Raw genomic sequence first — 26,246 nt, 5'->3', positions numbered from 1 at the left:
TCCTTTGTTCGCTGCGGCATCGCTTGGCGATGCCGCAGCGGTGCCGATTCGGTTTTTCCCAAGGCCATTTCACTGCCATTGGCACTGCGCAATGGCGTGGCGTAGCGGATTCATACAATGACAAATCAAGACAAGCAAGGCGTGCAGGGGGAGGCGCAGCAGGACAATGGCGCGGCCGAAAAGGCGCTGGGCGTCGAGCTGACGCCGCTGCGTGAGCAGATCGACACGCTCGACCGCGAACTGCTGGCGATGCTGAACCGCCGCGCGCAACTCGCCCTCGATGTGGGCGAGGTCAAGAAGAAATACGGCGCGCCGGTGTTCCGTCCCGAGCGCGAGCTGCAGGTGATCCGCAAGGTGCAGGGGGCCAACCCCGGCCCCCTGCTAGACGACAGCGTGGCGGCAATCTGGCGTGAAGTGATGTCGGCCTGCCGCGGGCTGGAGAAGCCGCTCGAGGTGGCCTTCCTCGGCCCGGCAGGCACGTTCTCGGAGCAGGCGCTGTACGCGCACTTTGGCCACGAGGTCAGCGGCGTACCCTGCCCCAGTATTGATGAGGTGTTCCGCGCGGTGGAAGCCGGCACCGTTGAGTACGGCGTGGTGCCGGTGGAGAATTCCACCGAGGGCGCGGTCTCGCGCACGCTGGACCTGTTCCTGCAGACCTCGCTGAAGATCAGTGGCGAGATCGCGCTGAAGGTGCACCACAACCTGATGGCGTCGTCGCCCGATATGAAGGGCGTGACCGTGGTGCGCGCGCATGCGCAGGCGCTGGCGCAGTGCCAGCACTGGCTCACGGCCAACTACCCGCACCTGGAGCGCCAGGCGGTGTCGAGCAATGCGGAAGCGGCACGCATGGCCAGCGAGGATCCCACCGTGGCGGCCATCGCCGGCGAGTCGGCGGCCAATCGCTACCACCTGCATCTGGTGCGCACGCACATCCAGGATGATCCGCATAACCGCACGCGCTTCGCCGTGATCGGCCGCTACGAGACCGAGCCCTCCGGCAGCGACCAGACCTCGATGATCCTCTCGGTGCCCAACAAGGCCGGTGCGGTCTACCAGCTGCTTGCGCCGCTGGCCGACAACGGCGTGTCGATGTGCCGGTTCGAGTCGCGGCCCGCGCGCAGCGGCGCGTGGGAGTACTACTTCTACGTCGACGTCGAAGGCCACCAGCACGATGCTTCAGTGGCGCGCGCGCTGGAAGAGCTGCGCCGCAACGCGGCTTACTTCAAGGTGCTGGGCTCGTATCCGTCCAGCCGGTAACAGGATCGGCGATCCGCGAACAACGTTTCAGAGAAGGAATGAACATGGCAGAGCAGGGCAAGCAGTTCGGTCCCGAGTATGTGCGGGCGATTTCCCCGTACGTGGCGGGCAAGCCGATTTCCGAAGTGGCGCGCGAGTTTGGCCTGGTCGAGTCCACCATCGTCAAGCTGGCCTCGAACGAGAATCCGCTCGGCATGCCCGAATCGGCCCGGACCGCTATCGCTGCCGCCGTGGCCGACCTGGGCCGTTACCCGGACGCGAACGGCTTCGCCTTGAAGGGCGCGCTGTCGGCCCGCTTCGACGTGCCGGCCGACTGGCTCACGCTAGGCAACGGCAGCAACGATATCCTGGAAATCGCGGCGCATGCGCTGGTCAAGCCGGGCGAGTCGATCGTCTATGCCGAGCATTCTTTCGCGGTGTACGCGCTGGCCACGCAGGAAGTCGGCGCGCGCGCCATTGAGGTCAAGGCGCGCGACTACGGCCACGATCTCGACGCCATGGCCGAGGCCATCGCCCCGGACACGCGCCTGGTCTTTATCGCCAATCCTAACAACCCGACCGGCACCTTCCTGCCGGCCGCCGAGATCGAGGCCTTCCTGGCCAAGGTGCCGGCCGATGTGGTGGTGGTGCTGGACGAGGCCTACAACGAATATCTGGACGACGCGCAGCAGTACGATTCGATCGCGTGGGTCCGCAAGTATCCCAACCTGCTGGTATCGCGCACCTTCTCCAAGGCCTATGGCCTGGCCGGGCTGCGCATTGGCTACGCCGTGGCGCAGCCCGCGCTGACCGATCTGCTCAACCGCATCCGCCAACCCTTCAATGTCAACAGCCTGGCCCAGGCAGCGGCGGTGGCGGCGCTGGGCGATGCGGCCTTCCTGCAGCGCAGCGCCGAGCTGAACCGTGCCGGCAAGGCGCAACTGGTGGCGGCGTTCGACCGGCTTGGCCTGCAATACGTGCCGTCCTCGGGCAATTTCGTGCTGGTGCGCGTGGGGCGGGACGATGGCGCCGGCGCGCGCGTCAACCTGGCGCTGCTCAAGCAGGGCGTGATCGTACGGCCGGTGGGCAACTACAACCTGCCGCAATGGCTGCGTATCACCATCGGCCTGCCCGAGGAAAACGCGGCGTTTATCGCGGCGCTGGAAAAGGCCCTCAAGTAAGCACTGTTGCAAGCAATGCCCCGGCCCTCTGCGGGCCGGTGGCATGCAAGCTCGCGCAAAGGCGCAATGGCGGCGCCGCCCTCCGGCGGAGAAGTTACAATATCGGATTCCCGAACTTCCTTGCCTGGCAGCGTATCCCCGTGACCGTTCCTGCGTCCGCTCCATTTTTTTCCCGTGTCGTCATTGTCGGCGTCGGCCTGATCGGCGGCTCGCTGGCACTCGCGCTCAAGCGCGCAGGTGCGGTCGGCACGGTGGTCGGCGTCGGCCGCTCGCAAGCTTCGCTCGAGCGAGCGCTCAAGCTGGGCGTGATTGACGAGGCGGCCACGCTGGAAGACGCCGCCAAGGGCGCCAGCATGATCGTGCTGTGCGCGCCGGTGGCGCAGACCTTTGCGCTGCTCCATGCACTTGAGCCGCATCTGGAGCCAGCTACGATCATCACGGATGCCGGCAGCACCAAGTCCGACGTCATCATGGCGGCCAAGACCGCGTTGGGCGACAAGGCGGCCCAGTTCGTGCCGGCGCATCCGATTGCCGGGCGCGAACTGCATGGCGTGGAAGCGGCGCTGGACGATCTCTATGTTGGCAAGAAAGTCGTGCTGTGCCCGCTGCAGGAAAATAGCCGCATTGACGTTGCGGCCGTGCGCGCCATGTGGGAGACCGCGGGCGCCCAGTGCAGCGTGATGTCGGCCGTGCAGCACGATGCCGTGTTTGCCGCCGTCAGCCATTTGCCGCACCTGCTGTCCTATGCGCTGGTGGCCCAGGTGGCCAATGCCGAAGACGCGGCGCTCAAGCTCGATTTCGCGGGCGGCGGCTTCCGGGATTTCACCCGGATCGCGGCGTCGTCGCCGGAGATGTGGCGCGATATCTGCGTTGGCAACCGCGAGGCGATGTTGAGTGAGCTCAGCACCTACCAGGCCATGCTGGCGCATCTGAAGACCCTGATCGAAAACAGCAACGGCGAGGGCCTGGAACGTATTTTCCAGCGCGCCAGCCAGGTGCGGCAGCAATGGGGCGCGCAGCGCGCGCCGGCTGTCAACGCCGAGCCCTGATCGCCACGCAATCCGGCGCTACACGAACGCCACGTCACCAACGAAAGCGGCACGCCTTTCATCGAAAGCCGCCCGCCAACTAGCATGGAAACCATGGAACATCTCACGCTCGGTCCCTTCACTCGCGCTTCGGGCACGGTTCGCCTGCCGGGTTCCAAGAGCATCTCGAACCGGGTCCTGTTGCTGGCGGCGCTGGCCGAGGGCGAGACCCGCGTGTGCGACCTGCTCGACTCGGATGACACGCGCGTGATGCTGCAGGCGCTGCGCACGCTGGGCGTGGAATGGCGCCAGGAGGAAGGTGCTTGCGTGGTGCGCGGCGTGGGCGGCAAATTTCCCAACAAGGCAGCCGAGCTGTTCATGGGCAATGCGGGGACGGCCATTCGCCCGCTGACCGCGGCGCTGGCGCTGCAGGGCGGGAGCTACAAGCTGTCCGGCGTGCCGCGCATGCATGAGCGGCCGATCGGCGATCTGGTCGATGGTCTGCGCCAGATTGGCGCGAGCGTCGCCTACCTTGGCACCGAGGGCTATCCGCCCTTGCAGATTTCTCCCGCACGGATTCGCATCGATGCGCCGATCCGCGTGCGTGGCGACGTGTCCAGCCAGTTCCTGACGGCGTTGCTGATGGCCTTGCCGCTGGCCGATGCGCCTGGCGACACCATCGAGATCGAAGTGGTGGGCGAGCTGATTTCCAAGCCCTATGTGGAGATCACGCTCAACCTGCTGGCGCGCTTTGGCATCGAGATCCGGCGCGAGGGCTGGTCACGCTTCATCCTGCCGGCTCGCGCGGCATACCGCTCGCCGGGCGAAATTTTTGTCGAGGGCGACGCGTCCTCGGCCTCATACTTCCTGGCTGCGGGCGCCATCGGCGGCGGCCCGCTGCGGGTGGAGGGCGTGGGCATGGCCAGCATCCAGGGCGACGTCAAGTTTGCCGAGGCGCTTAACCGCATGGGCGCCAACGTGATGGCCGGCGCCAACTGGATCGAGGTCCGCGGCACCGAGCGCGACGATGGCCGCTTGAACGGCATCGAGCTGGACTGCAACCATATTCCGGACGCCGCCATGACCCTGGCGGTGGCGGCGCTGTTCGCCGAGGGGCCTACTACGCTAACCAATATCGCCAGCTGGCGAGTCAAGGAAACCGACCGCATCAGCGCCATGGCCACCGAGTTGCGCAAGCTAGGCGTCGAAGTGGAGGAGGGTGCGGATTACCTGAAGGTGACGCCACCGGCCCAATCCGCCTGGCAGACCCCGGCCGCCGGCATCGATACTTACGATGACCACCGCATGGCGATGTGCTTTTCGCTGGCCGCGTTCGGTCCGCTGCCGGTGCGCATCAACGAGCCTGGCTGCGTTGCAAAGACGTTCCCGGATTACTTCGAGGTGTTTGGCGCGGTGGCGCGCTGATCACGCGGCCAGTGGCAGGTCATCGGCGCCGCGCCCGGTTTGGGGCAGGGTCTTGTGCTTCGCCACGGGTTCGCGCCGTTCCCAGTAGCGGTCGAAGAAGTAATGCGCCACAGTGTTGACTGCCGGTTCGATGAAGGTCACGGCGCCGCTGACAGCCAGATTGCCGGTCAGGGCATAAGTGACGCCAAAGGCAATGACAACGTGCATGATGCCGAACGACAGGGTCTTAGCCATGGTAGATTGCCTCGCGAAGATGTCGGTTGTTTGCTGCTTGGGCCCGCGATTTTGTCCGGTGCCTGTCATGAACTACATGCTAATGATTCCCAATTGATTTAAGAAATCAATATTTTGTTCTGTATTAATAAACAATGACTATCGTCGACGTCATCACCATCGACGGGCCCACCGCATCGGGAAAGGGCACCGTAGCGCACAAGGTGGCCGACGCGCTCAGCTTCCATTTGCTGGACAGCGGTGCGTTGTACCGCCTGGTGGCGCTCGCCAGCGAGCGTGCGGGCATCGACATGCAGGATGTGGAGGGGCTGGCCAGCCTGGCTACCCGCCTCGATGTGAAGTTCGGGCCTGACCGTGTCTGGCTGCGCGGCGAAGAGGTCAGCCTGGCCATCCGCGCGGAAGCCACCGGCAATAGGGCCTCTGCGATCGCCGTGCACCAGCCGGTGCGCGACGCCCTGACGGCGTTGCAGCGCGGTTTTCGCAAGCTGCCGGGCCTGGTTGCCGACGGCCGCGACATGGGCACCGTGATTTTCCCGGACGCCAGGCTGAAGGTGTTCCTGACGGCAAGTGTCGAGGCGCGCGCTCGCAGGCGCTATAAACAATTGATTGATAAGGGAATTTCTGCTAATATCGAAGACCTTTTGCGAGACCTTGAGTCGCGCGACCAGCGGGATCGCTCCCGCACGGCCGCGCCGCTGCGTCCCGCAGAGGATGCGCACTTGCTCGATACCTCCGACATGACGGTGGATCAGGCGGTGGCGCAGGTGCTGCATTGGTATGGCGCGCCGGGTTCCTGACCCGCGCTAGTCGAGCCGCTGCAACATCGAAGTGCCGGCAGAGCCTGCAAGCGCAGATCCGCCGGTGTTGTTCAACCTGACCCCGCTGCCCGGTGCAGACTGAGCGCGATCCACGCGCCGGCCCGAGTACTGCGGATTGATACTCAAGTTTATGTCCGACCTGCAAACTAACGAATCCTTTGCCGCACTGTTCGAGGAATCCGTCGCCCGCTCCAATATGAAGGCTGGCGAAGTGATTTCCGCTGAAGTCGTGCGCATCGACCACAATTTCGTGGTCGTCAACGCCGGCCTCAAATCGGAAGCCTTTGTGCCGGTGGAGGAGTTCCTGAACGACCAGGGCGAACTCGAAGTGCAGGCCGGCGACTACGTCTCCGTGGCCATCGACGCGCTCGAGAACGGCTATGGCGACACGATTCTCTCCCGCGACAAGGCCAAGCGCCTGGCATCGTGGCTGAACCTCGAGAAGGCGCTGGAAGACGGCGAAATCATCTCGGGCACGGTCACTGGCAAGGTCAAGGGCGGCCTGACCGTCATGGTCAACGGCATCCGCGCGTTCCTGCCGGGCTCGCTGGTCGACGTGCGTCCGATCAAGGACACCACGCCGTACGAAGGCAAGACCCTGGAATTCAAGGTCATCAAGCTGGACCGCAAGCGCAACAACGTGGTGCTGTCGCGCCGCGCCGTTGTGGAAGCGACCCTGGGCGAAGAGCGCCAGAAGCTGATGGAAACCCTGAAGGAAGGCGCTATCGTCAACGGTATCGTCAAGAACATCACGGACTACGGCGCATTCGTGGACCTGGGTGGCATCGACGGCCTGCTGCACATCACCGACCTGGCATGGCGTCGTGTGCGTCACCCGAGCGAAGTGCTGTCGGTTGGCCAGGAAATCACCGCCAAGATCCTCAAGTTCGACCAAGAGAAGAACCGCGTCTCGCTGGGCGTGAAGCAACTGGGCGAAGATCCGTGGGTCGGCATCTCGCGTCGTTACCCGCAAAGCACCCGCCTGTTCGGCAAGGTGACCAACCTGACCGACTACGGCGCATTCGTTGAAATCGAAGCCGGCATCGAAGGCCTGGTCCACGTTTCCGAAATGGACTGGACCAACAAGAACGTCGCTCCGTCGAAGGTTGTCCAGCTGGGCGACGAAGTCGAAGTCATGGTTCTGGATATCGACGAAGACAAGCGTCGTATCAGCCTGGGCATGAAGCAATGCAAGGCCAATCCGTGGGACGATTTCAGCCGTAACCACAAGAAGGGCGACAAGCTGGGCGGCCAGATCAAGTCGATCACCGACTTTGGCGTGTTCATCGGCCTGCCCGGTGGCATCGACGGCCTGGTGCACCTGTCCGACCTGTCCTGGCAAGAAACCGGCGAAGAAGCCGTGCGCAAGTACAAGAAGGGCGACGAAGTGGAAGCCGTGGTTCTGGGCATCGACGTCGACAAGGAGCGCATCTCGCTGGGTATCAAGCAGCTGTCGGGCGACCCGTTCAACAACTTCATCTCGGCTAACGACAAGGGTTCCCTGGTCAACGGCACGATCAAGACTGTTGATGCCAAGGGCGCTGTCGTGCAACTGGCTGATGACGTCGAAGGCTACCTGCGCGCATCCGAAATCTCGGCTGACCGCGTGGAAGATGCTCGCAACGTGCTGAAGGAAGGCGAACAAATCACCGCCCTGGTGGTGAACGTCGACCGCAAGTCGCGCAACATCAACCTGTCGATCAAGGCCAAGGACAACGTCGAGCAGCAAGAAGCCATGCAAAAGTTCGCTGCCGACACCGGCACGGCTGGCACGACCAACCTGGGCGCGCTGCTGAAGGCCAAGCTCGGCCAGGACAACCAGTAAGCATTGGTTCTTACGCCTGCTAGCGGATGCCCATGACCAAGTCCGAGCTTGTCGAAAAACTGGCTGCCCGGTTCCCGCAGCTGTTGCTGCGGGATGCGGACATCTCGGTGAAGACGATCCTCGACGCGATGTCCGAAGCGCTGGCTGATGGCCACCGCATCGAGATTCGCGGATTCGGCAGTTTTGGTCTGAACCGGCGTCCGCCGCGCGTGGGACGCAACCCCAAGTCCGGCGAACGTGTGCTGGTGCCCGAGAAACGGGTGCCGCACTTCAAGGCGGGCAAGGAGTTGCGTGAACGAGTCGATCGCAGCCCGGCGCTGCCGCAGGCAGGTAGCGGCGGCACTGGCGCCAATGCCAACGGAAGTCTCGTTGGCAACGGCAATGCGAATGGCGGCACCCATGGCGGCGGCAGCAATGGCCATGGCGCTACGGCTGGTGCAGGTCATGTGACCGCGCCTGGCCCGGCGAAGCCGGCAGCCGCTGCCGGCAACGCCTTGCATGATGATGGCGGGCTGAAGCTGGCCCAGTCCTGAATCCGCTGCGTTTGGCTTGTGATGTGCCTGGATAGTCAAAAAAGCGCCCCTTATCGGGGCGCTTTTTCATTGTGCGAGCATACAAGACGTTACCGTTGGCGCGAGGCGATTCCGCTACAATGCCGGGAATCCACCGAGGGGGCACCGCCCGCCGACGTCCGCATCACCGGAGTCCGATTCATCCCATCTGCCGCATGAAGCCCGCATGAAACTTGTCGCCTGGATCATCCGCATCGTCCTGTTCGCGCTGCTGTTCGTGCTGGCGCTGCGCAATACCGCCGACGTCTCACTGCAACTCTTTTTTGATGCCGTCTGGCGCGCGCCGCTGATCCTGATCTTGCTGGCCGCGTTCGGGCTGGGCATCCTCGCCGCGCTCGCTGCGCTGGCGCCCGTGCTGATGCGCCAGCGCATGGAGGCGGGCCGGCTGCGGCGTGCGCTGGGCGAGGCGCGCAGCCAGTCGGCGGAAGGTGCGCGCGACCCACAGGCCGCGGCAGGTTCCGGTATTCCTTACAACGTAGTTGGCCCGAAAGTCTGACCCATGATTTTTGAAACCTGGTGGCTGCTGGCGCTGCCGCTCATTTTCGGCCTCGGCTGGATGGCTGCCCGCTTCGATGCGCGCCAGCTGATGAGCGAGCAGGGCGCGCTGCCGCGCTCCTATTTCAAGGGGCTGAATTTCCTGCTCAACGAGCAGCCCGACCAAGCCATCGACGCGTTCATCGAGGTGGTGCGCCTGGACCCCGAGACCACCGAGCTGCACTTTGCGCTTGGCGCTTTGTTCCGCCGGCGTGGTGAAACCGAACGCGCCATCCGCGTGCACCAGAACCTGGCTAGCCGCCAGGATCTTCCCGATGCCGAGCGCGAACACGCACTCTATGAGCTGGGCCAGGATTTCCTGCGTGCCGGCCTGCTTGATCGCGCGGAGGAATCGCTGCGCCGGCTGATGTCAGGGCCGTACGCGGCCCCGGCCAAGCATGTGCTTCTGGAGCTCTACGAAGTCGAGAAAGAGTGGAAGAAAGCCATCGACGCGGCACGCGAGCTGCAGCCGCTGGAGCAGAAGGACTACAGTGTGCAGATCGCGCAGTTCTGCTGCGAACTGGCGCAGGACGCGCTGCAGCGCAAGCAGCCCGATGACGCCATTGGCTGGCTGCAGCAGGCTGCCAAGGAAAACCCCGCCAATGTGCGTGCGCCGATGCTGCTGGGCGATGTGGCCATGGCCGCGGGCGACGCGCAAGGCGCGCTTGGCCACTGGCTGGGCATCGAGAAGCAGGACGCGTCTTACCTGCCGCTGGTGGCGGATCGGGTGGTCAAAGCGTACCGCCAGCTCGGCGACGATGGCCAGGCGCTGGAGTGGCTGCGCGGACTGCTGAAGACGAACCTGGCTGCCGAGCTGCTCGATAGTGCCTATCGCGCCGAGCTGGAGCAGCACGGCGCGCATGCCGCGGCCGTCCTGATGCGAGAGCAATTGCGCCGGCAGCCGTCGTTGCAGGCGCTGACCAAGTATTTTGAGGCGCAGGCCGCCGAGGTAGCGCAAGCCAGCGTGGCTGTCACGGCCGATGCGGCCGATGCGGCTGACGGCGAGCCGGCGGGCTCCGCGCACGATGTCGAACATGAGCAGGAGGTGTCGGCGATTCGCGACCTGCTGCAGCACCGCACGCGTAACCTGGCGCGCTATACCTGCCGCGAGTGCGGTTTCCGCGCCCGGTTGTTCTATTGGCAGTGCCCTGGCTGCAACCGCTGGGAAACCTACGCACCGCGCCGTTCCGAGGCGCTCGGCTGATGCTGGCGCCGATGTCGATGTTGCTGCTTTAGCGTCGCACGCCAATCCCTATCTGGAGTACAAGTTATGAAAGTCACCATTATCGGCAGCGGCTACGTCGGTCTAGTGACCGGGGCCTGCCTGGCCGAGCTGGGCAACGACGTGTTTTGCCTGGACGTCGATGAACGCAAGATCGCGATGCTCAATGCCGGCGGCGTGCCAATCTACGAACCGGGCTTGAAAGAGCTGATCCAGCGTAATCGCGAGGCTGGCCGGCTGACGTTTTCCACCGATGTGGCGGCCAGCGTGGAGCATGCCGACGTGCAGTTCATTGCCGTTGGCACGCCGCCTGACGAGGATGGCTCCGCCGATCTGCAATATGTGCTGGCGGCTGCCCGCAATATCGGCAAGTACATGACCGGCTTCAAGGTGGTGGTGGACAAGTCCACCGTGCCGGTCGGCACCGGCGATCGTGTCGCCGAAGCCATTCGTGAAGAGCTGGCCGCGCGCGGCCTAGAGGACCTGCAGTTCTCGGTGGTCTCCAATCCGGAATTCCTGAAGGAAGGCGCCGCGGTGGAGGACTTCATGCGTCCCGACCGTATCGTGCTGGGCTGCAATGCCGACGTGGCTGGCCGGCATGCCAAGGCGATCATGCGCCAGCTCTACGCGCCCTTCAACCGCAATCACGAGCGTACGTTCTATATGGACGTGCGCTCGGCCGAGTTCACCAAGTACGCCGCCAACTCGATGCTGGCCACGCGCATCTCGTTCATGAACGAGCTGGCGAACCTGGCCGATGAAGTCGGTGCTGATATCGAGCTGGTCCGCATGGGCATCGGTTCCGATCCGCGCATTGGCTATAGTTTCCTGTACGCCGGTGCCGGCTATGGCGGCTCGTGCTTCCCCAAGGATGTGCAGGCGCTGATGCGCACCGCCAGCGCGCATGGCAAGCCCATGCGCGTGCTGGAAGCGGTGGAAGCGGTCAACGACGCGCAAAAGCAGGTGCTGGCCGACAAGGTCGTGCGCCGCTTTGGCGAGGATCTCGCCGGGCACACCTTTGCGATCTGGGGCCTGGCCTTCAAGCCCAATACCGACGACATGCGCGAAGCGCCGTCGCGGGTGCTGGCGCAAGCGCTGGTGTCGCGCGGCGCCTCGCTGCGCGTGCATGATCCGATCTCGATGGCCGAGGCCAAGCATGCGCTGGCCCTCGATCTCGCACACATCGACGGTGGCTTTGCACGCGTGCATTTCAGCGACGCGCAGATGGACACGCTCGACGGTGCCGATGCCCTGGTCATCGTCACAGAATGGAAGGTGTTCCGCAGCCCGGATTTCAACCAGATCAAGCGCCGCCTGAAGGCCCCCGTCATCTTCGACGGACGCAATCTGTACGAGCCCGAAGCCATGCAGGAAGCGGGCATCGAATATCATGCGATCGGGCGGCCGACCACGACGCGCTGAAACGCAACCCAACGGGAACGACAAGCCAACGCCCCGGCTGACGGACCGGGCTGTGTTGCCAAGGATGTCCATGAGCAAGAACCATATTCCGCAGCAACAGATCAATCAATCGCGCATCCTGGTGGCGGGCGACATGATGCTCGACCGCTATTGGTTCGGCGATGTCGAGCGTATCTCCCCGGAAGCCCCGGTGCCGGTGGTGCAGATCAAGCGCAGCGACGAACGCCTTGGCGGCGCTGCCAACGTGGCGCGCAATGCCGCCGCGCTGGGCGCCCAGGTGGGCATGCTGGGCGTGGTCGGCGATGACGAGCCCGGCCGCACGCTGGAGGCGCTGCTCAGCGCCAGCCACGTGCAGCCCTACCTGCATCGCGACCCCAGCGTCAACACCACCATCAAGTTGCGCGTGGTGGCGCACCAGCAGCAGTTGCTGCGCGTGGACTTCGAGAATGCACCGGGACATGAAGTGCTGGCCGCGGTGCAGGATCGTTTCCTTGCCTTGGTCAAAGAGTACAAGGTCCTGGTGCTCTCCGACTACGGCAAGGGCGGCCTGGCCCACGTGGGCCGCATGGTCGAGGCTGGCCGCGCCGCGGGCTGCCTGGTGCTGGTCGACCCCAAGGGCGACGATTACTCACGCTATCGCGGCGCGACGCTGATCACCCCCAACCGTGCCGAAATGCGGCACGTGGTGGGCGCCTGGAAGACCGAGTCCGATCTCACCATCCGGGCCCAGAACCTGCGGCGCGAGCTGCATCTCGAAGCGCTGCTGCTGACGCGCTCGGAAGAGGGCATGACGCTCTACACCGAAGCCGAGGTGCTGCACGTGTCGGCGCAGGCGCGCGAAGTCTACGACGTGTCCGGCGCCGGCGACACCGTGATTGCCACGCTGGCGACCATGCTGGGCGCTGGCGTGCCGCTTAAGGAGGCCGTGCAGCACGCCAATCGCGCAGGCAGCATCGTGGTGGGCAAGCTGGGCACCGCGGTCGTCACCTATCCTGAATTGTTCGGCACGCCGGCGTAATGGCCGCGCTGCCTCCTGGCTCGTTTGAGCCCACACGACCATGACCATCATCGTAACCGGCGCTGCCGGCTTTATCGGCAGCAACCTCGTCAAGGGCCTGAACGAGCGCGGCGAAGACAATGTCGTCGCCGTCGACAACCTGACGCGCGCCGACAAGTTCCACAACCTCGTCGACTGCGAGATCCGCGACTACCTCGACAAGAGCGAGTTTCTCGAGCGCTTCAAGCGCGGTGAGTTTGGCAAGGTGCGCGCGGTGTTCCATGAGGGAGCTTGCTCCGACACCATGGAGACCGACGGCCGCTACATGATGGAGAACAATTTCCGCTACACCCAGGCGTTGATGGATGCCTGCCTGGAGCAGGGCACGCAGTTCCTCTACGCCTCTTCAGCAGCCACCTATGGCGCCTCGCAGGTGTTCAAGGAAGAGCGCCAATACGAGAAGCCGCTGAACGTCTACGGCTACTCGAAGTTCCTGTTCGACCAGGTGGTGCGGCGCACGCTGCCGTCCGCGTTGTCGCAGATCGTGGGCTTTCGCTACTTCAACGTGTATGGCCCGCGCGAAGCGCACAAGGGCCGCATGGCCTCGGTGGCGTTCCACAATTTCAACCAGTTCCGCGCCGACGGCACGGTGAAGCTGTTTGGCGAGTATGGCGGCTATGCGCCGGGTGGCCACACCCGCGACTTCATCTCGGTGGAGGACGTGGTGAAGGTCAACCTGTTCTTCCTGGAGCATCCGGACAAGTCGGGCATCTTCAACCTCGGCACCGGCCGCGCGCAGCCGTTCAACGACATTGCCGCGACGGTGGTCAACACGCTGCGCGAGGCCGATGGCCGCCCCCAGCTGACGCTCGACGAGATGGTGCAGGAGGGACTGGTGGAGTACATCAAGTTCCCCGACGCGCTGCGCGGCAAGTACCAGTGCTACACCCAGTCCGATGTCTCGCGCCTGCGTGGCGCTGGGTACAAGGATGCCTTCTACACTGTGGAAGAAGGCGTGTCGCGCTACTGCCGCTGGCTGCTGCAGAACAAGGGCTGAAGTCGCAAAGACGCGCGCGTAAGGGCGCCTTTTGTGCGCCTTGCGCGCGCTGTGGAGACACCTCGGTAGCGTTGAGGTGAACTTTTGTTGCGAGGTGCGCCAAGCCAGTTGCGCGCTCCTATCCTGCGTGTTGCTTCGTCCTGCCAGGGCGAAGCGACCTTCATCAATGGATAGGAGAAACTCCCATGTTCAAGCCAACTTTGACGCGCGCGTCCAGGCAGGTCCTGCTGGCCGCCGCCGTCTGGTTCTCGCTATCGGGTGCCGCGTTTGCGGCTGTCGATGTGAATACCGCCGATGAGGCCGCGCTGGTGTCGCTCAAGGGCATCGGGCCGGCCACGGCCAGCACCATTGTCAGCGAGCGCAGCCGGGGTGGTCCCTTCAAGGATGCCGCGGATCTCGCCGATCGGGTCAAGGGCCTGGGGCAGAAATCTGTCGTGCGCTTGCAGGAGGCCGGCATGACCATCGGTGCCGGCGGCGCTGCGGCGCCGAAGGCCACGGTGGCGGCGGCCCCGGCCAAGAAAGACGCCAAGACGGAGAAGCCGCCCGCCAAGGCCGTTCGCTAAGGTTGCCGCGGGCGTGCAGCGGGGCGCCCGCATCCAAGCTATCCGATCGTCGAAGCCCCGGCCGAGCCCGGGGCTTTTTGCTGCGCGTGCACCAGCACGAGGATCCGGCGCTGGTATGGCTCGTGCTAGTGCCGTGTGGCTTATCACGAATGCGGCCGCGCGGTATCATGCGGACGCTGTTGCGGCCCGAGCCGGCTGCGTGGCCAACAAAATCCAAGATCGCGCCGGACCTGCCTGCATTCGGGGCGGCCAGGCCAATAAAAAGGGAGCTGGACAATGGGAAATAACGAGGACGCGGGATTCCTGCCCAAGTGGCGGCTGAAGACGCACGGCGTGATTGCGCCTGATGAGCGACTGCCCGCCGGCCAGACCCTGCTGGCAGGTATCCAGCACGTGGTAGCGATGTTCGGCTCGACCGCGATCGCGCCGATCCTGATGGGCTTCAATCCCAATATCGCCATCCTGTTTTCCGGCATCGGCACGCTGATTTTCTTTCTGTGCGTGCGCGGCAGGGTGCCGAGCTACCTGGGCTCCAGCTTTGCCTTCATCGCGGTGGTGATCGCGGCGACCGGCTACGCCGGCAGCGGCCCCAACCCGAATATCCCGGTGGCGCTCGGCGGCATCATCGCCGCGGGCGTGTTGTACTTGCTGATCGGACTGGTGGTGCAGGCGGTGGGGTATCGCTGGGTGGAGCGGCTGATGCCGCCGGTGGTGACGGGTGCCATCGTCGCGGCCATCGGCCTGAACCTCGCGCCGGTGGCGGTCAAGGCCGTGAGCGGCGCGCCGTTGGATACCTGGGTGGGCCTGGCGACCGTGCTGGCGGTGGGCGTGGTGGCGGTGCATGCGCCGGGCATGCTGCGCCGGCTGCCGGTACTGGTGGGCGGGCTGTTCGGCTACGTGCTGTACTACCTTTGCACCAACGGGCTGGGCATGGGCAAAGGCATCGACTTCTCCGGCGTGGCCGCCGCGGCCTGGTTCGGGCTGCCGGTCTTCTCCACGCCAGTGTTCCAGGCCAGCGCCATGCTGCTGATCGCGCCGGTGGCGATCGTGCTGGTGGCGGAAAACCTCGGGCACATCAAGGCCATCAGCGTGATGACCGGCCGCAATCTCGATCCATATATCGGCCGCGCCTTCATCGGCGACGGCATTGCCACCATCATTTCCGCCGGCGGCGGCGGCACGGGCGTGACCACTTACGCCGAAAACATGGGCGTGATGGCGGTGACCAAGATCTACTCCACGCTGATCTTCGTGGTGGCGGCGGTGGTGGCGCTGGTGCTGGGCTTTTCGCCCAAGTTCGGTGCGCTGATCCTGACCATCCCGGGCCCCGTGATCGGTGGCCTGACCATCGTGGTGTTCGGCCTGATCGCCGCCACTGCCGGGCGTATCTGGGTGCAGAACAAGGTCGATTTCTCCAGTTCGCGCAACCTGATCACGGTCGGCGCCACGTTGACCGTGGCGGCTGGCGACCTGACGCTGAAGCTGGGCGGCATGACGCTGGGCGGCATCGGTACCGCCACTTTCGGCGCGATTCTGCTGTACCACCTGCTGGGCAGCCGCAAAGCCGAAGCCGAAGCCGAGGCCTGACACGCCACGTCGGCAACGCAGGCTTTGCGACTGGATTACAATGTCCGCCGACATTGGAATCCCGCTCACCATGGCCTACAAGACGATTGAAGACACCATCGGCAATACGCCGCTGGTGCAACTGCAGCGCATCCCCGGCGCCGCCGGTACCCCGCGCGGCAACGTAATCCTCGGCAAGCTCGAGGGCAACAACCCGGCGGGCTCGGTCAAGGACCGGCCGGCGGTCTCGATGATTGCCCGCGCCGAGTCGCGCGGGCGCATCAAGCCGGGCGATACGCTGATCGAGGCTACCTCGGGCAATACCGGCATCGCGCTGGCCATGGCAGCCGCCATCCGCGGCTACAAGATGGTGCTGATCATGCCGGAAGACCTGAGCATGGAGCGCCGCCAGAGCATGGCTGCCTACGGCGCGGAGATCATCCTGACGCCGGTCAAGGGCGGCATGGAATACGCGCGTGACCTCGCGGACTCCATGGAGCGCGACGGCCGCGGCGTGATCCTGGACCAGTTCGCCAATCCGGACAATCCGCTGGCGCATTACGAGACCACCGGCCCGGAGATCTGGCGCGACACCGAAGGGCGCATTACTCACTTCGTCTCTGCCATGGGCACCACGGGCACCATTACCGGTGTCTCGCGCTACCTGAAGGAACAGAACGCAGGGATCCAGATCGTGGGTGCGCAGCCGGCTGAAGGCTCGCGTATTCCCGGCATCCGCAAGTGGCCCGAGGCGTACATGCCGAAGATCTACGATCCGAAATTCATTGACCGTACCGAGCCTGTCAGCCAGGGCGATGCCGAGCACATGGCACGTCGCATGGCGCGCGAGGAAGGGATCTTCTGCGGCATCTCGGCTGCGGGCGCGCTGTGCGTCGCGCTGCGTATCGCCGAGGAAGTGGAGAATGCCACCATCGTGTTCGTGGTGTGCGATCGCGGTGATCGCTACCTTTCGACCGGGGTGTTCCCGGCCTGATGCCGCCTTGCCGCGCGCATTGAAAAAGCCCCCGCGAGTTCAGTCTTGCGGGGGCTTTTTGCTTGTCGCGCAGCGGATGCCGGCTTAGCCCATCGCCGCCTTGACCGCCTCGCCCAGCTGGTACACAGCCAGCGCGTAGAAGAAGCTGCGGTTGTAGCGCGTCAGCACATAGAAGTTGCGCAGGCCGAGCATGTAGTCGGTGGTTTCGCCGGGCGTGGGCAGGTCCACCACCAGCACGCCGGTTTCGCCTTCGCGTGTCGGGTCGATCGGCTCGTCCACGCGCAGGCCGGCCTTGAGCAACTGGTTGAGCGTGCGGGTGGGCCATGGCTCGCCATCCGCGGCTGCGGCGGCGATGCCGCGGCTGCCCTCGTCGGCGGCGATGCGCCAGACCACCGGGCGGCCCGGTTCCCAGCCGTGCAGCTGCAGGAAACGCGCCACGCTGCCGATCGCGTCGGTGGCGCTGCTGCGCAGGTCGATGCGGCCGTCGCCGTCATAGTCGATGGCGTATTCGCGCAGGCTTGTGGGCATGAACTGCGGAATGCCCACGGCACCCGCGAAGGAGCCCAGCACCGAGAACACATCGGTGTTGGTGTCGCGGCACCAGAGCAGGTAGTCGGTCAGCTGGTTGCGGAACAGCGTGGTGCGCGCTTCGCGGTTGGGCACGTCCGGATAATCGAAGGCCAGCGTGGAAAGCGAGTCGATCACGCGGAAGGTACCCATGTCGCGGCCATAGATGGTCTCGACACCGATGATGCCGACGATCACCGAGGCCGGCACGCCGAACTCGGCTTCCGCGCGGCGCAGTGTTTCGCGATTTTGCTGCCAGAAGCGCACGCCCGCGTTGATGCGGATCGGCTCGATAAAGCGCGAGCGGTAGGTGCGCCAGCTTTTGCGTCCCGGCGTGGCGGGCGGCATGATCAGGCGCACCACCGTGGATGAATACACGGCCTGGCCGAACCAGCCTTCCAGCGTCTGGCGGGCAAAGCCGTGGCGTGCCACCATCTCGTCGATGAAGGCGCGGCTCTTGGGATTGTCACGGTAGCGGCCCGGCTCGATTTCTTCTTCGCGCATGCTCACGCGGCGCTTGCCGGCTGCAAGCAGGGCGGGGGAGACGCCGCACAAGCTCAATGCGGCAGCGGAAAGTGCGGCGCCCAGAAGCGGGCGGCGCAGGGAGCGCTGGGAGTCGGTCATGGTGTCCTTTGCAAGTCGCTGCGAGTATAGCGGATGGTGTCCGCGCGGCAGGTCGCTGGGTGGCTGGCGCGGCATGTGCTAACGTAACGAATGGAGACCACGATGAAAGCAATAAGACATGCCCACAGGCTATTACACGCATCCCGAGTTCCTGCTGCATGAGATGGGGCCATTCCATCCGGAGTGCCCTGAGCGCCTGCAGGCCATTGAGGATCACCTGATCTCGCACGGCATGGATGGCCTGCTTGACCGGCGCGAGGCGAGCGCCGCCACCGCCGAGCAGATCGGGCGCGTGCATCTTCCGCAGTACATCGCCTCGCTGGCCGCGGCCAGCCCGGCCAGCGGCTACCACCCGATCGATCCCGATACCCTGATGAATCCGCACACGCTCGCCGCCGCCACCCATGCGGCAGGCGCCGCGGTGGCTGCTACCGACGCGGTGATGGCGGGCGAGATCGAGAATGCGTTCTGCTGCGTGCGCCCGCCGGGCCACCATGCCGAGCCGGACCGGGCCATGGGTTTCTGCTTCTACAACAATGTGGCGATCGCCGCGCGTCATGCGCTCGCCGCGCACGGGCTGGAGCGCGTGGCCATCGTCGATTTCGACGTGCATCACGGCAATGGCACCGAAGCTGCATTCCGTGGCGACGCCCAGGTGCTGATGTGCAGCTTCTTCCAGCATCCGTTTTATCCCTACAGCGGCACCGAGCACATTGCCACCAATATGTCGAACATCCCGCTGCCGGCCTATACCAACGGCCTGGCGGTGCGCGAAGTGGTGGAGACGATCTGGCTGCCGCGCCTGAACGAGTTCAAGCCGCAGATGTTGTTTATCTCGGCTGGCTTCGACGCCCATCGAGAGGATGACCTCGGGCAGATGGGGCTGGTCGAGCAGGACTATGCCTGGATCACCGCCCAACTGGTCGACGTCGCCCGCGCCCATGCAAAGGGGCGCATCGTCAGTTGCCTTGAAGGCGGCTATAACCTGAGCGCGCTGAGCCGTAGCGTGTGTGCACACCTCAAGGTGCTGCTCGAACGATAGGAGGCCCTCGCATGGCTGAAACCGATAACCGCGCCGTGACCCCGCTGGTGAGCGAAAGCCTCGACGCCCCGGGCGTGCTGCGCCTGACGATGAACCGCCCGGAGGCGTTCAACGCGCTGTCAGAGGACCTGCTGGATGCGCTGTGCGCGGCGTTTGCCCGCGCCGGCGCCAATGCCTCGGTCCGCGTCGTGGTGCTGGCCGCCGCCGGCCGTGCGTTCTGCGCGGGACATGATCTGCGCGAGATGCGCGCCAGCCCGTCGCACGACTACTACCGCCGCCTGTTCGACCGCTGCACCCGCATGATGATGGCGATGCAGAAGATGCCGCAGCCGGTGATCGCGCGCGTGCAGGGCATTGCCACAGCGGCCGGCTGCCAACTGGTGGCGATGTGCGACCTGGCGGTGGCCGCCGATGTGGCTCGCTTTGCGGTATCGGGCGTCAACCTTGGCTTGTTCTGCGCCACGCCAGGCGTGGCGCTGTCGCGCAACCTGTCGCGCAAGCACGCCATGGAAATGCTGCTGACCGGTGACATGATCGACGCGCTGCAAGCCCGCGACCGCGGGCTGGTCAACCGCGTGGTGCCCGCCGATGCCCTCGATGCCGAGGTTGCACGCCTGGCGGCCAGCATCTGCGCCAAGCCGGCCGCCGCCGTGGCCGCCGGCAAGGGCCTGTTCTACCGCCAGCTGGAGATGGGCATCGAAGCGGCCTACCAGCTCGCCGGGCAGACCATGGCCTGCAACATGATGGATCCGACGGCGCTGGAAGGCGTGCAGGCCTTCCTCGACAAGCGCCCGCCCTTGTGGGATGTCTTGTAAATCTCTTTTTTTTGGTTTTTGTTGGGCTATATGCCCACAGCGCATAAAGACATCGGCAAAAAGTCGTTTCTGGTATGAAGCGGATCGCTTAAAATGCGCGCTTCGCCCAAAAAAATAAAATGCGGCAACAGTGCTAGAGACAAACTCGCCTGTTGCCGTTTTCTTTTCACATGATCGAACTGCAAGGTCTTTCGCAGCGCTTCCCCGGCGGGTCGGGTGAGGTGCATGCGCTGCGGGACGTCAACCTGTCGATTGCGGCAGGTGAGGTCTTCGGCATCATCGGCCGCAGCGGCGCTGGCAAGAGCACGCTGGTGCGCGCCATCAACCTGCTTAACCGCCCCAGCGCCGGCCGCGTCTTCGTCGCCGGCCAGGAACTGACCGCGCTCGACAGCGGCGCGTTGCGCCGGGCACGCCGCGACATCGGCATGATCTTCCAGCATTTCAACCTGCTGTCGTCGCGCACCGTTTATGACAACGTGGCGCTGCCGCTGGAGCTGGCTGGCAAATCCCGCAGCGAGATCTCCGACACGGTGCTGCCGCTGCTGGAGCTGGTTGGCCTGACGGCGCTCAAGGATCGCTATCCTGCCCAGATCAGCGGCGGGCAGAAGCAGCGCGTGGGGATTGCACGTGCATTGGCCAGCAAGCCCAAGGTGCTGCTTTCGGACGAGGCCACGTCCGCCCTCGATCCGGAGACCACGCGCTCCATCCTGGAACTGCTCAAGCAGATCAATCGCGAGCTGGGCCTGACCATCGTCATGATCACGCACCAGATGGAAGTGATCAAGCAGGTCTGCGACCGCGTGGCCGTGCTTGAGGCTGGCCAGGTGGTGGAAACCGGCCGGGTGATCGACGTCTTCCTGCGTCCGCAGCATGCGGTCACGCGCGCCATGATCGGCGACGTGATCGCGCAGGAACTGCCGCAAAGCGTGCTCAAGCGCGTGGAGAGCCGCCTCGGCAACGGGCGCGACCACGTCTATCGCCTGGCCTTCACCGGCGCGGGCGTGGACCAGCCAGTGCTGGCCCAGGCGATTCGCCGCTACGGGCTGGACTTCAACATCCTGCACGGGCATATCGACGAAATCCAGGGCCAGGCCTTCGGCTCGCTGGCCATCATGGCCACCGGCGACCTGGCCGACGTGAAGGCGGCAATGGAGTATCTGCAACAAGAAGGCGTGGTGGTGGAGGAGATCGAGCATGTGGTCTGAAATGTTTGACCTGTTCCTGACCTCGTTCAACGAGACGCTGCTGATGGTGAGCATCTCGGGCGTGGTCGGCGCGCTGTTTGGCGTGCCGCTGGGCGTGCTGCTGCACCTGACCAACCGCGGCGGCGTGCTGTCGCACCCGCTGTTCAACCGCACCATTGGCGTGGTGGTCAACGCCGTGCGCTCGATCCCCTTCATCATCCTGCTGGTGGTGGTGATTCCGTTCACGCGCTTTATCGTGGGCTCGTCGATCGGCACGACCGCGGCCGTGGTGCCGCTGACCATCGCCGCGATCCCGTTTATCGCACGGCTGGTGGAAAGCGCGCTGCGCGAAGTCGACAAAGGCCTGGTCGAGGCCGCCCAGTCGATGGGTGCGAGCACCGGCCAGATCGTGATGAAGGTGCTGCTGCCCGAGGCCATGCCCGGCATCGTGGCCGGCCTGACCATCACCTTTGTCAGCCTGGTGGGCTACTCGGCCATGGCCGGCGCCATCGGTGGCGGCGGCCTGGGCGACCTCGGCATCCGCTACGGCTACCAGCGCTACATCACCGAGGTGATGGTGGCGGTGGTGCTGATCCTGATCGTCTTCGTACAAGCGGTGCAAAGCTTCGGCGACTGGCTGGTGCGGCGCATCAGCCACAAGTAACAAGTCGGCCCGGCGATCCGCCTGGCTATCTGCAAAGACATAGAGCCATCGAGATAAAGGAAGTCAACATGCAACGTCGTAACTTGCTGCAATGGATTGTCGGCGCCGCCCTGGGCGCCACCCTGGCCACTGGCGCCATGGCGCAGGAAAAGCCGATCAAGATCGGCGTCACCGGAGGCCCGCACGCCCAGATCATGGAGCAGGTGAAGAAGGTCGCGGCCAAGGACGGCCTGAATATCCAGCTGGTGGAGTTCAGTGACTATGTCCAGCCGAACGCCGCGCTGGCCGCTGGCGACCTGGACGCCAACAGCTACCAGCACCTGCCGTACCTGGAAGCGCAGATCAAGGACCGTGGCTACAAGTTCACCCACATCGCCTTCACCGTGACCTTCCCGATGGGCGTGTACTCCAAGAAGATCAAGTCGCTCGACCAGCTCAAGGACGGCGCGCGCGTTGGCGTGCCGAACGACCCCACCAATGGCGGTCGTGGCTTGCTGTTGCTGCAAAGCAAGGGCCTGATCAAGCTGCGCCCGGATGCCGGCCTGAAGGCCACGCCGCTGGACATCGTTTCCAACCCGAAGAAGATCCGAATCGTCGAACTGGACGCCGCGCAGCTGCCGCGTTCGCTGGATGACCTCGACGCCGCCGCCATTAACGGTAACTACGCTGAATCGGCTGGCCTGTCGCCCACCAAGGACGCGATTGCCATGGAAGGCCCCAAGGGTCCCTATGCCAACCTGATCGCCATCCGCGAAGCCGACAAGAACAAGCCCTGGGTAGCCAAGCTGGTCAAGGCCTATCATTCGCCGGAGATCAAGCAGTACGTCCAGAGCACTTTCAAGGATTCGGTGATTACCGCCTGGTAAGTTTGAAAAAACCCTCAAAAACCGTGTGCCGCAGGGCATCCTGCGGCACAATACGGCGAGGTTTTCACATTGCCGGGCTATGCCCGGCAATTCTTTACCGATAAAATAGTACGACCGTTCGAAAAATAAGAGTGCCACCCACCCGGTGGTTATAATGGCGGGCGAACCAAATTTCTGACTATCGACTATCAGTGGAGTGAGCGCATGAAAGTACTCGTCGCAGTCAAGCGCGTGGTGGATTACAACGTCAAGGTCCGGGTGAAGTCGGACGGCACGGGTGTGGATCTGGCTAACGTCAAGATGAGCATGAACCCGTTTGACGAAATCGCCGTGGAAGAAGCGGTGCGCCTGCGGGAAGCCGGGGTGGTCACCGAGGTGATCGCCGTGTCCTGCGGCGTGACCCAGTGCCAGGAAACCCTGCGTACGGCGATGGCCATCGGTGCCGACCGCGGCATCCTGGTGGAATCGAACGAAGACCTGCAGCCGCTGGCCGTGGCCAAGCTGCTCAAGGCCCTGGTCGACAAGGAACAGCCGCAGCTGGTGATCCTAGGCAAGCAGGCCATCGACGACGACTCCAACCAGACCGGCCAGATGCTGGCTGCGCTGGCGGGCCTGCCGCAAGCCACTTTCGCTTCGAAGGTGGTGGTGGCCGATGGCCGCGCATCGGTGACGCGTGAAGTGGACGGCGGTCTGGAGACCCTGTCGCTCAAGCTGCCGGCGGTGGTGACCACCGACCTGCGCCTGAACGAGCCGCGTTATGTCACGCTGCCGAACATCATGAAGGCCAAGAAGAAGCCGCTCGACATCGTCAAGCCGGAAGATCTCGGCGTGGACGTGGCGCCGCGTCTGAAGACCGTCAAGGTCGTTGAGCCGCCCAAGCGTAGCGCGGGTGTGATGGTGCCGGACGTTGCGACGCTGGTGCAAAAGCTGAAGAACGAAGCCAAGGTCATCTGAGCGCGCCAGGAGATAAAACATGACTGCACTCGTCATTGCTGAACACGACAACCAATCCATCAAGGCCGCCACGCTGAATACCGTGACGGCAGCCGCCCAGTGCGGCGGCGATGTCCACGTGCTGGTGGCCGGCGCCAATGCCGCCGCCGCCGCTGCCGCTGCCGCGAAGATCGCCGGCGTGTCCAAGGTGCTGCTGGCCGACGCGCCGCAGTTCGCCGACGGCCTGGCCGAAAACGTGGCCGAGCAAGTGCTGGCCATCGCCAGCGACTACAGCCACATCCTGGCGCCCGCATCGGCCTACGGCAAGAACATCCTGCCGCGCGTCGCGGCCAAGCTGGACGTAGCCCAGTTGTCGGACATCACCAAGGTCGACAGCCCGGACACGTTCGAGCGCCCGATCTACGCCGGCAACGCGATCTCGATCGTTCAATCGTCGGACAAGGTCAAGGTCATCACCGTGCGCGGTACCGGCTTTGACGCTGCCGCAGCCGAAGGTGGCTCGGCCGCCGTGGAAAGCCTGCCCGCCGTGGCCGACGCTGGCATCTCGCAATTCGTTTCGCGCGAAGTCACCAAGAGCGACCGCCCCGAGCTGACCGCGGCCAAGATCATCGTGTCCGGTGGCCGTGGCGTGGGTTCCGGCGAGAACTACACCAAGGTGCTGACGCCGCTGGCCGACAAGCTGAACGCCGCGATGGGCGCGTCCCGCGCTGCTGTCGATGCCGGCTTCGTGCCCAACGATTACCAGGTCGGCCAGACCGGCAAGATCGTTGCGCCGCAGCTGTACATCGCCGTCGGCATTTCCGGCGCGATCCAGCATCTGGCTGGCATGAAGGACTCCAAGGTGATCGTGGCGATCAACAAGGATGCCGAAGCCCCGATCTTCTCGGTGGCCGACTACGGCCTGGTTGGCGATCTGAACACCGTCGTGCCCGAACTGGTGGCGGCGCTGGGCTGATCCCCACTGCCCGGCACGGCGTTTGACGCGCCGGGCTCGATCAGGAAGTACTAGCCGTTCCGGGCCCGCCCGAGAACGGCTTTTTTATACATACCGGAGACATCGATGACCTACCGTGCCCCGCTCAAGGACATGCTGTTCGTGATGAACGAACTGGCTGATCTTGACGCAGTCAGCAAGCTGCCCGGCTTCGAGGACGCCACGCCGGAGACGGCGCAGGCGGTGCTCGACGAGGCAGCCAAATTCAACGAACAAGTGGTGGCGCCGCTCAACCGCATTGGCGACACCGATCCGAGCAGCTGGAAGGACGGTGTGGTTACCACCACGCCCGGTTTCAAGGACGCGTTCCGCCAGTTTGGCGAAGGTGGCTGGCAGGGCGTGCTGCATCCGCAGGAATTTGGCGGCCAGGGCTTGCCCAAGTTGATCGCCACCGCCTGCAACGAGATGCTGAACACGGCGAACCTGTCGTTCGCCCTGTGCCCGTTGCTGACAGACGGCGCCATCGAAGCCCTGCTGACCGCGGGCAGCGACGCGCAGAAGGCCACCTTCCTGCCCAAGCTGATCTCCGGCGAATGGACCGGCACCATGAACCTGACCGAGCCACAGGCCGGCTCGGACCTGGCGGCCGTGCGCACACGCGCCGAGCCGCAGGGTGACGGTACCTACAAGGTGTTCGGCACCAAGATCTTCATCACCTACGGTGAGCACGACATGGCGCAGAACATCGTCCATCTCGTTCTTGCGCGCACGCCCACGGCACCCGAGGGCGTCAAGGGCATCTCGCTGTTCATCGTGCCCAAGTTCCTGGTGAATGAGGATGGTTCGCTGGGCGCGCGCAATGATGCGCACTGCGTGTCGATCGAGCACAAGCTGGGCATCAAGGCCAGCCCCACAGCCGTGCTGCAGTTCGGCGACCACGGTGGCGCCATCGGCACGCTGGTCGGCGAGGAAAACCGCGGCCTGGAATACATGTTCATCATGATGAACTCGGCGCGCTTCTCGGTCGGCATGCAAGGCATCGCCGTGTCGGAGCGGGCCTACCAGCAGGCTGTGAATTTTGCCCGCGAGCGCGTGCAAAGCCGTCCGGTCGATGGTTCCGCACGCGAAGCTGTGACCATCATTCATCACCCGGACGTCAAGCGCATGCTGATGACCATGCGCTCGCTGATCGAAGGCGCGCGCGCGGTAGCGTATGTGGCCGCCGCCGCGTGCGACACGGCGCACCAGCATGCCGACGACGCGGTGCGCAAGCAAAGCCAGGCATTCTACGAGTTCATGGTGCCCATCGTCAAGGGCTGGAGCACCGAATTGTCGATCGATGTGACCAGCCTCGGCGTACAGGTGCACGGCGGCATGGGCTTCATCGAGGAGACCGGCGCGGCCCAGCATTATCGCGATGCCCGCATCCTGCCGATCTACGAAGGCACGACCGCGATCCAGGCGAACGACCTCGTCGGCCGCAAGACGCTGCGCGACGGTGGCGCGGTGGCCCGTGCGATCTGCGAGCAGATTGCCGAGACCGAGGCAGCGCTGGGCAAGCATGGTGGCGCGGCATTCACCGCGGTACAGGCGCAACTGGCCAAGGGGCGCGCCGCGCTGGAGACCGTCGTGGCGTTCGTCGTGGCCAATGCCAAGTCGGACCCGAATGCCGTGTTTGCCGGCAGCGTGCCTTACCTGAAGCTCTGCGGCATCGTGTTTTCGGGCTGGCAGCTTGGCCGCGCGATGCTCGCGGCGGATGCGAAGCGTGGCGAGGATCCGTCCTTCCACGACGCCAAGATCTCGACGGCGCATTTCTTCGCGGAGCACATCCTGTCACAGGCATCGGGTTTGCGCGATGCCATCGTGGCGGGCGCGGTGCCGGTCAATGCGTTGAGCGAAGCGCAGTTCTGAGGTCTTCCTGG

General features: G+C 64.6%; 25 protein-coding genes. 23 read left to right on the top strand and 2 right to left on the bottom strand.

Annotated elements, in window-relative coordinates:
• Positions 1-117: 117 nt before the first annotated feature.
• From pheA to aroA, 4 genes are all read left to right on the top strand, one after another.
• Positions 118-1,257, top strand: a complete 1,140-nt coding sequence (pheA, locus tag AC1RQK_RS16865; protein ID WP_492373963.1) for a prephenate dehydratase — start codon at positions 118-120, stop codon at positions 1,255-1,257.
• 44 nt (positions 1,258-1,301) lie between these two features.
• Entirely contained in the window at positions 1,302-2,417 is a 1,116-nt protein-coding gene (gene hisC / locus AC1RQK_RS16860) for a histidinol-phosphate transaminase (RefSeq protein ID WP_492373990.1), read from the top strand.
• Between the two features lie 140 nt (positions 2,418-2,557).
• Positions 2,558-3,466 carry a prephenate dehydrogenase gene (locus AC1RQK_RS16855; RefSeq protein ID WP_492373964.1) on the top strand — a complete coding sequence of 303 codons (909 nt, stop codon included), beginning with the start codon at positions 2,558-2,560 and terminating at the stop codon, positions 3,464-3,466.
• Positions 3,467-3,559: 93 nt separating this feature from the next.
• Positions 3,560-4,870: a 3-phosphoshikimate 1-carboxyvinyltransferase gene (gene aroA / locus AC1RQK_RS16850; protein WP_150992216.1), complete on the top strand. Its 1,311-nt coding sequence runs from the start codon at positions 3,560-3,562 to the stop codon at positions 4,868-4,870.
• Here the strand turns inward: aroA and AC1RQK_RS16845 are convergent, their stop codons facing one another.
• Entirely contained in the window at positions 4,871-5,104 is a 234-nt protein-coding gene (locus AC1RQK_RS16845) for a DUF2061 domain-containing protein (protein ID WP_492373966.1), read from the bottom strand.
• A gap of 134 nt (positions 5,105-5,238) precedes the next feature.
• On the opposite strand from AC1RQK_RS16845, the gene cmk reads away from it, so the two are divergent.
• The 11 genes from cmk to cysM all read left to right on the top strand — a co-directional run bounded on the left by cmk (position 5,239) and on the right by cysM (position 16,674).
• The gene (cmk, locus tag AC1RQK_RS16840) at positions 5,239-5,901 is read left to right on the top strand and encodes a (d)CMP kinase (protein ID WP_492373967.1); all 663 of its coding nucleotides are present in this window, start codon (positions 5,239-5,241) and stop codon (positions 5,899-5,901) included.
• 151 nt (positions 5,902-6,052) lie between these two features.
• Positions 6,053-7,747 carry a 30S ribosomal protein S1 gene (rpsA, locus tag AC1RQK_RS16835; RefSeq protein ID WP_006158411.1) on the top strand — a complete coding sequence of 565 codons (1,695 nt, stop codon included), beginning with the start codon at positions 6,053-6,055 and terminating at the stop codon, positions 7,745-7,747.
• A gap of 32 nt (positions 7,748-7,779) precedes the next feature.
• Positions 7,780-8,280: an integration host factor subunit beta gene (locus AC1RQK_RS16830; RefSeq protein ID WP_492809944.1), complete on the top strand. Its 501-nt coding sequence runs from the start codon at positions 7,780-7,782 to the stop codon at positions 8,278-8,280.
• Between the two features lie 205 nt (positions 8,281-8,485).
• Positions 8,486-8,815, top strand: coding sequence for a lipopolysaccharide assembly protein LapA domain-containing protein (locus tag AC1RQK_RS16825; protein ID WP_492373969.1), 330 nt, complete (start codon positions 8,486-8,488; stop codon positions 8,813-8,815).
• Positions 8,816-8,818: 3 nt separating this feature from the next.
• Complete coding sequence (gene lapB, locus AC1RQK_RS16820; RefSeq protein WP_492373970.1) at positions 8,819-10,057, top strand: lipopolysaccharide assembly protein LapB; 1,239 nt, start codon at positions 8,819-8,821, stop codon at positions 10,055-10,057.
• Between the two features lie 66 nt (positions 10,058-10,123).
• The gene (locus AC1RQK_RS16815) at positions 10,124-11,497 is read left to right on the top strand and encodes a UDP-glucose dehydrogenase family protein (protein WP_492373971.1); all 1,374 of its coding nucleotides are present in this window, start codon (positions 10,124-10,126) and stop codon (positions 11,495-11,497) included.
• Between the two features lie 70 nt (positions 11,498-11,567).
• Entirely contained in the window at positions 11,568-12,515 is a 948-nt protein-coding gene (gene rfaE1, locus AC1RQK_RS16810; RefSeq protein ID WP_174423163.1) for a D-glycero-beta-D-manno-heptose-7-phosphate kinase, read from the top strand.
• Positions 12,516-12,555: 40 nt separating this feature from the next.
• The gene (rfaD, locus tag AC1RQK_RS16805) at positions 12,556-13,551 is read left to right on the top strand and encodes an ADP-glyceromanno-heptose 6-epimerase (RefSeq protein WP_174423162.1); all 996 of its coding nucleotides are present in this window, start codon (positions 12,556-12,558) and stop codon (positions 13,549-13,551) included.
• Positions 13,552-13,736: 185 nt separating this feature from the next.
• Positions 13,737-14,114, top strand: coding sequence for a ComEA family DNA-binding protein (locus tag AC1RQK_RS16800; protein ID WP_174423161.1), 378 nt, complete (start codon positions 13,737-13,739; stop codon positions 14,112-14,114).
• A gap of 276 nt (positions 14,115-14,390) precedes the next feature.
• Positions 14,391-15,701: a solute carrier family 23 protein gene (locus AC1RQK_RS16795; RefSeq protein ID WP_492373972.1), complete on the top strand. Its 1,311-nt coding sequence runs from the start codon at positions 14,391-14,393 to the stop codon at positions 15,699-15,701.
• A 70-nt stretch (positions 15,702-15,771) separates the two neighbouring features.
• Positions 15,772-16,674: a cysteine synthase CysM gene (cysM, locus tag AC1RQK_RS16790; protein ID WP_150992214.1), complete on the top strand. Its 903-nt coding sequence runs from the start codon at positions 15,772-15,774 to the stop codon at positions 16,672-16,674.
• 84 nt (positions 16,675-16,758) lie between these two features.
• Here the strand turns inward: cysM and mltB are convergent, their stop codons facing one another.
• Positions 16,759-17,865: a lytic murein transglycosylase B gene (mltB, locus tag AC1RQK_RS16785; protein WP_416047854.1), complete on the bottom strand. Its 1,107-nt coding sequence runs from the start codon at positions 17,863-17,865 to the stop codon at positions 16,759-16,761.
• 118 nt (positions 17,866-17,983) lie between these two features.
• On the opposite strand from mltB, the gene AC1RQK_RS16780 reads away from it, so the two are divergent.
• From AC1RQK_RS16780 to AC1RQK_RS16745, 8 genes are all read left to right on the top strand, one after another.
• A complete protein-coding gene (locus tag AC1RQK_RS16780) occupies positions 17,984-18,907 on the top strand; it encodes a histone deacetylase family protein (protein ID WP_416047855.1) in 924 nt (307 codons plus the stop codon).
• An 11-nt stretch (positions 18,908-18,918) separates the two neighbouring features.
• Positions 18,919-19,722 (top strand): enoyl-CoA hydratase, encoded by an 804-nt coding sequence (locus AC1RQK_RS16775; protein WP_492373973.1) that lies wholly within the window; start codon positions 18,919-18,921, stop codon positions 19,720-19,722.
• 170 nt (positions 19,723-19,892) lie between these two features.
• The gene (locus AC1RQK_RS16770) at positions 19,893-20,927 is read left to right on the top strand and encodes a methionine ABC transporter ATP-binding protein (protein ID WP_043344503.1); all 1,035 of its coding nucleotides are present in this window, start codon (positions 19,893-19,895) and stop codon (positions 20,925-20,927) included.
• Positions 20,917-21,570 (top strand): methionine ABC transporter permease, encoded by a 654-nt coding sequence (locus AC1RQK_RS16765; RefSeq protein ID WP_043344505.1) that lies wholly within the window; start codon positions 20,917-20,919, stop codon positions 21,568-21,570. The genes AC1RQK_RS16770 and AC1RQK_RS16765 overlap by 11 nt, the downstream gene beginning before the upstream one ends.
• A gap of 68 nt (positions 21,571-21,638) precedes the next feature.
• Positions 21,639-22,436 carry a MetQ/NlpA family ABC transporter substrate-binding protein gene (locus tag AC1RQK_RS16760; protein WP_043344507.1) on the top strand — a complete coding sequence of 266 codons (798 nt, stop codon included), beginning with the start codon at positions 21,639-21,641 and terminating at the stop codon, positions 22,434-22,436.
• Between the two features lie 204 nt (positions 22,437-22,640).
• Positions 22,641-23,390, top strand: coding sequence for an electron transfer flavoprotein subunit beta/FixA family protein (locus tag AC1RQK_RS16755; RefSeq protein WP_006158397.1), 750 nt, complete (start codon positions 22,641-22,643; stop codon positions 23,388-23,390).
• A gap of 19 nt (positions 23,391-23,409) precedes the next feature.
• Entirely contained in the window at positions 23,410-24,345 is a 936-nt protein-coding gene (locus AC1RQK_RS16750; protein ID WP_477134969.1) for an electron transfer flavoprotein subunit alpha/FixB family protein, read from the top strand.
• A gap of 105 nt (positions 24,346-24,450) precedes the next feature.
• Positions 24,451-26,235 carry an acyl-CoA dehydrogenase gene (locus AC1RQK_RS16745; protein ID WP_492809938.1) on the top strand — a complete coding sequence of 595 codons (1,785 nt, stop codon included), beginning with the start codon at positions 24,451-24,453 and terminating at the stop codon, positions 26,233-26,235.
• The last annotated feature ends 11 nt before the right edge of the window (positions 26,236-26,246 follow it).

This window comes from Cupriavidus sp. GW822-FHT02D05 (genome assembly GCF_058802485.1).
The sequence above is the reverse complement of the archived record's forward strand: the minus strand, read 5'-3'. Positions and strand labels throughout refer to the sequence as shown.